Genomic DNA, 11,404 nt, shown 5'->3' with positions numbered 1-11,404 from the left:
GGTTTAAATTTCTTAATTTTACCCATTAAAAAGACTTAATATTTTTGAAATAAAATATTATACGCAATACTCTCAAATAATTGAGGTGTCATTCTAATGTCACTAACCGAGAGTCAAAAAAAGGTCTTAGAACGGCTTAACAACCAAGTCCAAGAATTAAGCGATCAATTAAAAAACAAAGAAGAAGAAATCCAAGAAAAAGAGCGAAAAATAAAAGAACTCCAGCAAACAATAAACGACGAAACTCAAACAAAGGAAGAACTAAAATCAAAAATAGAAGAAAAAACACACACCCTCGACGAAAAAGTAAAAGAAATAGGTCAGTTAGAAAACAAAATCCGAGAACTAGAAGACCAAACCAAAGAATTAGAAAAGAAAATAAAAGAACTAAACGAAGGAAACAAGAAAAGAGCAGAAGAACTAAGCCAAAAAGAAGAAAGAATAAAAAAATTCGAAGAAAAAATATCCGAAAAAGAAACGAAAATAGAGGAACTAGAATCCGAACTAAACCATTTCGAGGAGAGAGAGAAAAAAACAAGAGAAATTTTCGAAAAAGACCCAAAATACAGAATCTTCTTCATACTAAGAGACTCAGGCAGCAGAAGCTTCGAAGAACTAAGCAAAACCCTCGGAATCGCAATAGTGCAACTCAAAACCTACATCTCAGACCTAAAATCACACGGACTAGTCGACATCAAAGGAGAAGAAATAGAAGTATCCCCACAATACAAATAAAAAACCAAAAAATTAGAACCTGATCTATTTCTAATTTCCAAAATAATCTAATCTAACCAAACAGATTTCTTTCTAAACAATTTATAATAAAAAAAGTTATTTTTAAAACACCGAATACGCTGCCAAACCCTAACAAGCGACAAAAAATTATGTGTAGTAGGAATCTACATCCGTTCCCGGACGAGGCTCAGGGACACCAATCTGCTCCGCGGGCAGCCTTAACTTAAGCTTTTCAATCTCCTTCTCCAGCTTCTCACTATAAACATCCAAAGCACCAAGATCTATATTCAAATCATACCGCGCATTCAAAACCTCAATTAACACCTTCGAAGAACGCGGATTAAAACTGATACGCGACAAGCCCTCCGCAAGCAGAGAAACCCCCAACATATCATAAGAGGAAGCCATAAGAGGCATAATCCCATTAAGCCCCGAAATCCTACCATCCCTAAGCGGAACCACGTTATCTATCCTCTCAAAATCTCCCAACGCGTCCTTGCTAGTAGTAGACACATAGACCTTGGGCTTCTTAACATAATTATTAGTACCAAAACAACCCAAAGAAACCAATTCCTTAACACCCATATCCTCAAGATTTTTCAGAAGCACATGAGCAATTATATTACTACCCATAGGGGTCAAAGGCTGAGTATACGAACACGAGAAAAGAAGATCCCTACCCGCACTAGGCCTACGCCACAAATACACAGTAACCGAAAAAATATTAGACCAATCCGCGAACAAACCATCCTGCACAAATGCAACCGAAGGCATATCCAAATTCATCACCTCAAACAGAGGCCGCGCCTTTGCCTCGGTAATCATGTGACGAACCGCAATGAGGCCAACGTTACCTATTCCACTTGCTCCTTGTATGAATATAGGATTTTCTAGGTCAAGTTTTTTTAGGTCTATCCCTTTTTTGTATAGTTTTACTTTGATTATGTCTCCGATTTCCCAGTTTGTTTCGTTTGTTTTCAATGAAATACACCATTTATCTTTTGCTTTTAGTTAACATTAGATGCGAAAGGAATTTCAATCTTTCCCTCTAGATTTTTGAAATTAAAGATTTTTAAAATTTATTTATAATTAGGTATTATTTCGCTTTATTAGATGAAAACAAATAATGCCGTTTTATAAAAATTATTTGAATAGTGTTCCAAAGTACATGCACTGGTTACGTGATATTATCATTTGTAATTCATCTATGTATTCTTCAGTTGTTTCTACTGGGGCGCCTTTTATGATCACTACTGGGATTTGTTCGTTTCCTTCGCCCATTAGTATTTCTGCGGCGCATGCGAGGTTGTCTGCTACGGCTCTTCTGGTGATTTTTAGTGTATTTCCGTAGAGGTCTTTTTTTCCCCGCTCATCCACCACCGGTTTGATTCCTGCTACGCCTAGGGCGAAGCCGGTGTTTCCTAGTCGGAGGGGGTGTGTTCTGCTGTCGGCGATTATGATTCCTACTTTGTGCCCGGTTTTTTGGTAGATTTGGTTTCTTATTTTGTGGGCGCTTTTTGTGGAGTTTTTTGGTAGTAGTATTGCGTAGCCTTTAGGGACGTTTGAACTGTCTATTCCGGCGTTTGCCTGAAGTATGTTGTTTTTTAAGGTGAGTAGTGCTCTGTAGACTCCTCCGTATACTATTTGTGATTCTTTAATTACGAGTTCCACGAATTCGGGTTCTAATTGTGTTTCCTTAGCGATTTTGTAGGCTTCCTTTGAGGGTTTAACGTCATTAAGTCTTACCATTCTTCCTTCTATGCGGGCAACAGCTTTGGATGCTATGATAATAATATCTCCGTCTTCGAGGGTTAGGTTTTGTTCGTTTATTTCTTTTATGATTATAGAGGTTAGGTCGTCTCCTGCCTCCAGGATTTTTGTGCGTATAGGGTAAAGGCTCATTACCATGCCAGTTTTCATCTCCTTTTAGACCATGGATAAAAATAAGAGGAGGTATTAAAGTTGTTTGTTGCCAAGGAGTTTAGGAGGAAAACCATGGAGACAGCAAATTTCGGAAATCTAAAAATTGGCGATGGGTTACCAGTTAGAATTTTTGGAGCGTTAAACATTAGTCCGGAGTCTTTCTATAAAGAGTCTGTTCGTACCACTTCTAAGGAAATAGTGGAACTTGCTCTTAAGCTAATAGACGAGGGAGCGGATTATATTGATCTGGGAGGGGCTTCGTCCGCGCCACCAAAAATTTACAATACCAGGTTTGTTTCAGAGAAGGTGGAACTTGAAAGGGTTGTAATGGCTGTAAAAGCTATACGAGAAGTCACTGATTTTCCAATATCAATCGATACGCAGAGAGCGAAAGTGGCGGAAGCGGGTTTAACTGCCGGTGCAAATGCGATTAATGACGTGAGTGGTTTCAAAACTGATTCCAAGTTGCCTAAGATCGTTGCGGATCACGATGTTCCAGTAGTGCTCATGGCAGCAATAAAAAAACCAGGTGATGCTCAAAATATTAGTGAGGTTAGGGAATCCCTGAAAAAGAGTATCCAAGTTTCGAAAGAGGCGGGAGTGGATCAAAAGAAAATTGTTATAGATCCGGGTATCGGCTTTGGAAAACCGCATGAATGTGACCTAGCATTAATAAGAGAATTGAGTAGACTCAAAACCCTTCAAAAACCTGTTATGGCTGCGCTTTCTCGAAAATCGTTTATTGGAAAGATACTAAATCTTGAGAATCCTGAAGAGAGATTGATTGGTTCCTTGGCGGCAACATCCATTGCTGTATTTAACGGGGTCAATGCTGTTCGGACACATGATGTTAAACAAACAAAGGAAACCATTCAAATAGCAGAGTCTATAGCTAAAACCAGCAAAATTGTTGAAAATGATACTTACAATGCAATAGAGTTAGATTTTCTAAAAAATCCGGATGATGGAGAGGAAATGATGAAAGTTATCGGTGTTAGTGAACCTGGAATTCAAATGATGAAAGACAAAACGGTAAATCATAACATATTTATACGCAACATTAGTGCTCCCGCAGCTCTCTCTCTAAAACAACATATGCTCTCTGTTGGTGGAGATGTTGCCATGCCCAAAGGCGTAATTGACTTCGAAACAAAAACATGTACAGTACTACTAATAGGCACCACAAAACAAATAAAATCAATTATTCCCAAATTGAAAATGAATTATTTCAACCTCCCAGAAATCGCAAAAATCTTGCAAGATCTGATATAAAAATTATAACTTTCAATAATTATTCAGATTCCGATTCTAGTATTTACTTTCTTCTAACAATTTTATTGTAAAATTCTGTGATTTTTTCCCTAGCATCTCCTAAGGATTTTACACGAGTCTTAAAAGAATTTATGAAATTTTTAAAATCTGTTAAATCCAAGTCTACCTTTTGGATTGAACTAGTTCTCTCTTTTATATCATCAAAGAACTTTCTAACCTCTTTGAAATCTAAGAACCCTGGTTCACCAGAATTTCCCACTAAATCATCTAATACCGGAACAAATTCTCTAACTTCTTTTACATCCTCGCCCCAACTTTCAATCCGACCATAATTATTGATAAATTGTTCCTTTATTTTAAGGAGTATATTTCTTATCTTATCACCATTATCACTGTAAGCGACAAAAATTAAATTCCCGGAAGGTATGGAAACGAACTGTTTATCCCCCAATACGATCATATCAAACTCTTCACCGCTAATATCTCTACTAAAAGACGATATGGCACTTAAAAACCCGGTAACCAAGGCTTCATCATAATCCGGTCCACCGTATTTACGATGAAGAACACATAAACCATCCTTGGTTAAAATGTAAATGTTGTATATCAATAATAGTGCCGCTCCAAACTTCCATTATCGTTTTCTCTATGAAAAATAATTACCATGAACAAATAAAAATTTTCCTAAGATATAACAATTCAATTTTAATAATTTTTCCCCTTAAAAACTAGATTTTTAACCATAAAAATTAAATTATTATCAATGATAAAAAAATAAAAAAATAAAACTTTTTTAATGAATCTCAGAAGTGCTTCCTACTTTTCACTCCATATGTCCACCATTCGCTGTGGCCAATCGATACTCAAAAGTTTTTTAGCAGTCTTCTCTGAAATAGCACCATTCTCTCTTCTCTCCAAAACCACCTCAACTGGAACCAGAAAAGGCTTCTCCGCATTCCAGTTCCATCCCAGAAATAGCTCATCCTCATCATCAATGTAAAGACAAGCTGCACGTAGCTTCTGCCTATGCTTCTCAGACCAGTCCTTAACCCATGCTGGGGTATTGAAAACAGCGATATCCACTTTCTCCTTCTTACGACTAAATTTGCTCAGTTCATCAGGCAAAACCGCATCAAAGAGATGGGTGTGGCCATAAATAATGCGTAATTTCTTGCCGGTCACAGTTCTGTTTTTAGAGAATCTCCGCCACCAGCTAAGAATACCCTTAATTGAAACCTTACGATTATACCTTGTACCAACCACCCGGTTCCAAACCTTCCTACCATAAAGATAGAAAATACGAGGACTACCCAAAACCGCCCAGAGAAAAATCAGAGCAGGATTACCAACCACCGTTAAAAAGGGAATAACCCAGTTCCAAAAACCAATATTAAAACCCAGAAAACTCAAAGGATTCCACTGTATGAAAATAGAATTTAAAACCACCGCTATTATCCCGAGAAACAGTAACCCGATGAAAAGATCCCCATACCTGCCAAATGCCAGAGCTCCCGAGCGAACGCCCGGTAAAAGCTTCCAAGGATGAAACCGGAAAATCCTATCAAACTGATACCCGTGAAGAAACAAGTAATCCCGATCACCCTTCTTCAAAGTTATAACCTTTTTATCCCCATCCTTCTTCCCCTCCTCGCTCTGGGAAGGATAAAGTTCTTTAACAATACTCATCGTCTGCTCGCCTGAAGGATAAGCTCCAGTTAATGGTTGCAAGTCGTAATCATGATTACCCAAAATATAAATCTTCTCACATTTCAACCTCTGAAACAAGTCAAAAATAGGTCTACTACTATAATCAATTGCGCGATCCGTGGCATCCCAAAGCTCCAGAATATCCCCATTCAAAATCAACTTCTCCGGAGGCTTCAAAACCTTCTCCTTACGCCCATTACCCCAAGGTCCCAACTTGATCATAGTCTTCTCACCATTCCTCAAACGAATAAGCCAATTAACAAACTGCCCCACTTTATCCGGCTCACAAATCACACCCTTACTTTTCTCCTCAGGACCCGGAACCAAGCCCAAATGAGTATCCGAAATCACAAAAAAACTGCCATCACCCAACCAAAAACACCTCCAAACAAATAAACCAGTAGCTTACCCATAAAAACTACAAAAAACCCTATTAAGCTTTACTAAAATAAGCAACTAAAAAATAAAAATATAAAATAAAAAAGAAAGAACAAACCCCGACCAAAAAAAGGCGCAAGGAATACAATAAATCGCCAAAAGATTTTTTACCCAAAACAAGAAACGTCTAACAACCAAAAAGGAGGAAAACAAATGGCGATAAAAACACCACTATGCGACATGCTCGGAATAAAATACCCCATAATCTCTGCGGCAATGGGCCCATTCTACACTACAAAACTCTGCTCCGCAGTAGTAAACGCCGGCGGCTTCGGAATAATCTCACACACCAACCTACTAGGCGTAGACCCCCTAAAATCTATGGAAGAAAGCATACACAACGTAATGGAAAACTGCAAAGGAAACTTCGGAGTAAACATAAGAGTCGCAAGACTACAAATCGACGCCCCCGCACTACAAGAACTAATAGTAAGATTAAGAAAAGAAGACCCCGAAATACGAGAAAGATTAAAAATGCTTGTCACATCAGCAGGAAACCCCAAGCCACCAGCACTATTCTTCAAAGAAAAAGACCCCGACCTCCTAGTCTTCCACGTAGCACCAACACTCTACCACGCAATGAAAGTAGATGGACTCTGCGACGGAATAATATGCACCGGATACGAAGGTGGAGGACACCAAAGCTACGAACGCGTAAACACCACAGTCCTAGTCACCGAAGCTGTGAGACACTGCAAAAAACCGATAGTTGCATGCGGCGGTTTCTCGGATGGTCGTGGTATTGCTGCTGCATTGGCGATGGGTGCTGTGGGTGTTCAGATGGGTACTCGCTTTATCGCTACTAAGGAGTGTGAGTTTCACCCGGATTATAAGGACTTCATCGTCAGGTCTAGGGATTCCGACACGATGGTTTGTCAGGGGGCTTTTGGTCCTATTCGTCTTCTCAAGAACAAGTATGCTGAGGAGCATGGTGAAATCGTGTCTAAGGATGCTAAGATGGCTATGGAGGCGGAGCTTGACCTAGAAGCAATTCAAGAGGATACCAAAAAATACTCTCTTGTCTATGAGGGTGACATTGAGAATGGTCCTGTTCTTTGTGGTCAGTCCTGCGGGAACATTGATGATATTCCTACGGTTAAGGAGCTTATTGAGCGGATGATGAAGGAAGCTGAGGCGGAAATCAAGAAGTTGAACTCTTACATAAAATAAAATTTTTCTTTGGTTTGTCTGTGATAAGTATTTAATTGTAGATAATTTAACTTCGTTTTCTGCCTTCTACTATTTTTTCTTTTTTATTGTTTTTATGTGACTTGTTAAGTTTTAGTATTATTTTTAGGATTTTTTCCATTATTTTTAAATAATGGTTGTTTTAAGTATTACTTGCAAGCCGTAAATATTTAACAATAGTTAATTGTTTACCGATTACGAATTTAGATAAAGTTTGTGGTGTTGTGGTTGAAGTCACCTTGTGAGATTGTTATTTGGTATGTTCTTCCCAGTGTTAGGTCTGAATTGGCTAAGGAACTGGTTAAACTTGGTTTGTCTCAGAAGGAGGTTGCAAATAAGCTTGGAATATCTGAGGCAGCGGTTTCCCATTATGTAAAGGGTAAACGAGGTAAAAAGATTGATTTGGACAAAGATACTAGGAATGAGGTAAAAAAGCTCGCGAGTGACATGGCTTTTTCAAGTGATCACTCGAAACTGATCCTGAAAACATGTGAGATTTGTATTAAATTTAGAAGGAGCGACCTTCTTTGTAAATTGCATAAAAGTTTAGAACCGGTTCCTGCTGATTGTAAAATTTGCTCAGAATTGTTCAAAGAAGAAAGGTAGGCTGTGGTCAGATGTCGTATTTCCTAATTCGGTTGGCGAGTGTAATTTATTTTAACTTAAGGTATCTAATCGAGTTACTATATTCCGGTTTAATTAACAAGTTTCCTTATTTCCCCCTATACAGTTATTAACTAATTATTTGTGAGCAATAGTAATTGGAAATTCAAGGATTATAATTAGGTAAAAATCTTTACATTTGAAAAGATTATTGAGTCAGAATTGTGTAGTTTATGGTATAGAGGTGTTGCCATGAGAAGAATATATATGGATCATGCAGCGACAACATATGTTGATCCTGAAGTGGTTCAGGCAATGCTTCCTTATTTTACAGAATTTTTCGGGAACGCTTCGAGCTTTCATAGTTATGGTAGGGAGGCTAAGGAGGCCCTAGAACATTCTCGAGAGGTTGTTGCTAAGGCTCTTGGAGCGAGTCCCGAAGAAATAATTTTTACCTCAGGGGGAACAGAGTCTGATAACACTGCTATTAAGGGTGTGATGTATGCAAATAGAAGCACCTCCCATGTTATTACTTCCATGATTGAACATCATGCGGTGTTAGAAACATGTGGTTATCTACAGGAACATGGTTTTGATGTTACACTCTTGCCGGTAGATAAGCATGGTTTTATCAGTCTAAATCATCTAGAGGACGCCATTACTAATGAAACGGGACTTGTTACGATAATGCATGCTAATAATGAGATTGGGACCATAGAACCCATAAAAGAAATTGGGAGAATAACCAGGGAAAATGATATTTATCTGCATACGGATGCGGTTCAAAGCTTTGGCAAAATTCCCACAAATGTGGACGATTTGAATGTGGATTTGCTCTCAATTTCTGGTCATAAAATATATGGTCCCAAGGGGGTGGGCGTTCTCTACGTGCGTGAAGGGGTGAAGATTGAACCTGTACAGTTTGGAGGAGGTCATGAGAGAGGGATGCGGTCCGGTACAGAAAATGTGCCGGGCATTGTGGGTTTGGCAAAGGCAGTTGAGATTTCCCAAAGAGAAATGGAAAAAGAGTCTAAAAGGTTAATAAGGCTTAGGGATAGGCTGATTGAAGGAGTTTTGAAGATAAATGATTCTTGGCTTAATGGGCATCCCACCCAGAGGTTGTCTAATAATGCTAACTTTAGTTTTGATAGGGTTGAGGGTGAATCTCTGATACTTCGTCTGGATGCCAAGGGAATCGCCGCCTCTACTGGTTCAGCGTGTTCTTCTGGTTCTGGGGCTCCTTCTCATGTTCTTACTTCCATTGGTTTGACTCCCGAACGAGCTAGTGGCTCCCTCAGGTTAACGCTTGGCAAGTGTAATACTGAAGAAGATATTGATTATGTTTTGGAAGTTTTACCAGAAGTGGTTTCCGATTTGAGGAGAATATCCGCGATATGAGGTTTCAAATATGTATAGTGAAAAAGTAATCGACCATTTTACAAATCCTAGGAATGTTGGGGAAATTGAAAACGCTAATGGAGTTGGCACCGTTGGGAATCCAGCAGATGGGGACGTTGTTACAATATATGTGGAAATTGAAGATAATATTTTAAAAGATGTTAAATTCAAAGCTTTTGGTTGCGCCGCCGCCATTGCAACTGGTAGTATGACAACAGAACTCGCAAAGGGAAAAACCGTAGAGGAGGCTCTAAAAATTAATCGCGAAGATGTTGCAAGAGAGCTGGGTGGACTACCTGATAGAAAAAATGAATGCTCCAACTTGGGAGCGGCTGCACTGCACGAAGCTATTAATGACTATTTAGGTAAAAAGTTCTAATATAAGTTCCCATATTTGTAAAATTATCGGATATTAATATTATTTATCAATTTATTTTTCTGGTTCGATGTACTTTGTAGAGCTTTTTATGGATGTAGGGGGTAAATACTCTTTTACCAAGTCCTCATATGCACTTTCGAGTAAGTGGGGTTCTCCATTTCTAAATCCCTCTGAAATTATTACTTTTTTATGGGCTTTGAAACTGTTTGAGGTTAGTCGAGTGCGTTCTTCGGATTCTCCACTGCGTGCCCAAGAAAATAGTACGAACTCTGTTCCTTGTGCGAAGAGCATTTCGATTTCTGGAAACTTGGCTTCTCTCATAAATCTGGGCTTCTCTTTACTGAGTCTTTGATTCTCAATTTGAGTAACTAAAATGGGGTCTTCGGTTAATTTCTTTGGGGAAATTCCAAAAAGTTTGGTAACCGCTCCCAAAGCTTTTGAAGCCACATTACGGACTTTAACGTCTTCTTGTAATTCAATGAGTGGTTTAATTGTCTTTCCGTCTGCTAAGCCTTCTTCAGCATAACGTGTAAGGGTGATTGCTGAACATAAACTGAGATCTTTATTCTTACTGCCTAATAATTCAATCAGTTTATTCAAAGCTTTATCATCAGTAATGCCATTTTCTGCGTAGAAGGCGAGTGCGAGGGCCGCGTTTATCAGAGTTATTGTCTCTTTCTCTCCAAGCAGCCCAACCAAGTTTTTCAAAGCAGTTTCACTAACAATGTTGTTTTCCGCGTAACGAGCGAGAGCGAGCGCAGAGCTTGAGCGTACATAACTATTCTCATCCTTTAGTAAGTTAACTAATGGATCCATGGCTTTTTGATCAACTAAACCTTTTTCTGCGTACTTCGCAAGTGCTAGAGAAGCGTTAAGCCTTATTACATTATTTTCATCACCTAATAGCATTATCAATGGTTCAATACTCTTATTATCAATGATTCTGTTATCAGCGTACCACGCGAGTGCAAGCGAGGAATTAACTCTAGCCACAAAACTAGCATCACCCAGCAAAGTGACCAAAGGATCTAAAGCACTTTTGTTTACAATACCCTTTCTGGCGTAATTTGCAATTGCATAAGACGCATTCATTCTAACAATTATATCATCATCATTAAGGCTGTCAATTAAAGGGTCTAAAGCTCTTTCGTCAATCACGCCCTTCTTTTCGGCAAAGCTTGCTATACTATAAGAGGCGTTTTCTCGTGCAATCACCTCTTTACTCTTAAGCAGTTTGATAAGCAAATCTAAGGTTCTTAGATCTAATAAACCGTTCATAGCGTATCTTCCAATGACAAAAGTGGTGTCCTGAACAATATCCAAGTTTTCGTCACTTAATAATCCTAATAAGGAATCTAAAGCCGCTTCATTTACTAATCTGTTCTCCGCATAAGCCCCAATAGCCTTCAGCGTATTTTTCTTGACATAAATATCTTTGTCGCCGATTAGGTTAATAAGTGGTCGAAGTGCGTCCTCGATGACCAGATTATTATCTGCATAGAAGCCTAAAGCTATAGTAGCGTTGACTCTGATACGAGCATCTTTATCACCAAGCAGATTCTTCAATCCATTTAAGCTACTTCTATCAAGCTGCTTTCTTTCTGCGTAGATGGCGATTGCTAGTGTGGAGTTCATTCTTGTGGTTGGATTTTCGTCTTCTAGAAGTTTTATTAGGGGTCTTAGGGCTTCTTCATTAATTATATTCTTTTCTGCGTAGATGGCGATTGCTAGTGTGGAGTTCATTCTTGTGGTTGGATTTTC

Annotated in this window: 11 protein-coding genes; 6 read left to right on the top strand and 5 right to left on the bottom strand. The window is 38.8% G+C overall.

Features of this window, described 5'->3' with window-relative positions:
• The first annotated feature begins 96 nt into the window (after positions 1-96).
• Positions 97-735: a hypothetical protein gene (locus tag ACUVXA_RS03435; protein WP_445869836.1), complete on the top strand. Its 639-nt coding sequence runs from the start codon at positions 97-99 to the stop codon at positions 733-735.
• A 147-nt stretch (positions 736-882) separates the two neighbouring features.
• Here the strand turns inward: ACUVXA_RS03435 and ACUVXA_RS03430 are convergent, their stop codons facing one another.
• Entirely contained in the window at positions 883-1,716 is an 834-nt protein-coding gene (locus ACUVXA_RS03430; protein ID WP_445869835.1) for a PAC2 family protein, read from the bottom strand.
• 162 nt (positions 1,717-1,878) lie between these two features.
• Positions 1,879-2,655, bottom strand: coding sequence for a coenzyme F420-0:L-glutamate ligase (gene cofE, locus ACUVXA_RS03425; protein WP_445869834.1), 777 nt, complete (start codon positions 2,653-2,655; stop codon positions 1,879-1,881).
• Between the two features lie 42 nt (positions 2,656-2,697).
• On the opposite strand from cofE, the gene folP reads away from it, so the two are divergent.
• Complete coding sequence (folP, locus tag ACUVXA_RS03420) at positions 2,698-3,930, top strand: dihydropteroate synthase (RefSeq protein ID WP_445869833.1); 1,233 nt, start codon at positions 2,698-2,700, stop codon at positions 3,928-3,930.
• 43 nt (positions 3,931-3,973) lie between these two features.
• On the opposite strand, the gene ACUVXA_RS03415 is transcribed toward folP, so the two are convergent.
• Together ACUVXA_RS03415 and ACUVXA_RS03410 are read right to left on the bottom strand one after the other, a co-directional pair.
• Positions 3,974-4,540, bottom strand: a complete 567-nt coding sequence (locus tag ACUVXA_RS03415; protein WP_445869832.1) for a hypothetical protein — start codon at positions 4,538-4,540, stop codon at positions 3,974-3,976.
• Positions 4,541-4,746: 206 nt separating this feature from the next.
• Positions 4,747-6,009 (bottom strand): hypothetical protein, encoded by a 1,263-nt coding sequence (locus ACUVXA_RS03410; protein ID WP_445869831.1) that lies wholly within the window; start codon positions 6,007-6,009, stop codon positions 4,747-4,749.
• A 219-nt stretch (positions 6,010-6,228) separates the two neighbouring features.
• Between ACUVXA_RS03410 and ACUVXA_RS03405 the strand changes: the two genes are divergently transcribed.
• The 4 genes from ACUVXA_RS03405 (at position 6,229) to ACUVXA_RS03390 (ending at position 9,643) form a co-directional block, all read left to right on the top strand.
• On the top strand, positions 6,229-7,245 hold the full coding sequence (locus ACUVXA_RS03405) for an NAD(P)H-dependent flavin oxidoreductase (protein WP_445869830.1): 1,017 nt from the start codon (positions 6,229-6,231) through the stop codon (positions 7,243-7,245).
• A 246-nt stretch (positions 7,246-7,491) separates the two neighbouring features.
• On the top strand, positions 7,492-7,869 hold the full coding sequence (locus tag ACUVXA_RS03400) for a transcriptional regulator (protein WP_445869829.1): 378 nt from the start codon (positions 7,492-7,494) through the stop codon (positions 7,867-7,869).
• Between the two features lie 249 nt (positions 7,870-8,118).
• The gene (nifS, locus tag ACUVXA_RS03395; protein ID WP_445869828.1) at positions 8,119-9,264 is read left to right on the top strand and encodes a cysteine desulfurase NifS; all 1,146 of its coding nucleotides are present in this window, start codon (positions 8,119-8,121) and stop codon (positions 9,262-9,264) included.
• Between the two features lie 10 nt (positions 9,265-9,274).
• Positions 9,275-9,643 carry an iron-sulfur cluster assembly scaffold protein gene (locus ACUVXA_RS03390; RefSeq protein ID WP_445869827.1) on the top strand — a complete coding sequence of 123 codons (369 nt, stop codon included), beginning with the start codon at positions 9,275-9,277 and terminating at the stop codon, positions 9,641-9,643.
• 51 nt (positions 9,644-9,694) lie between these two features.
• Here the strand turns inward: ACUVXA_RS03390 and ACUVXA_RS03385 are convergent.
• A partial coding sequence (locus tag ACUVXA_RS03385) for a HEAT repeat domain-containing protein (protein ID WP_445869826.1) occupies positions 9,695-11,404 on the bottom strand: 1,710 nt, incomplete at its 5' end.

The sequence above is a fragment of the Candidatus Jordarchaeum sp. genome, from assembly GCF_052745115.1.
Note: the sequence above shows the minus strand (reverse complement) of the source record. Positions and strands in the feature narration are given on the sequence as shown.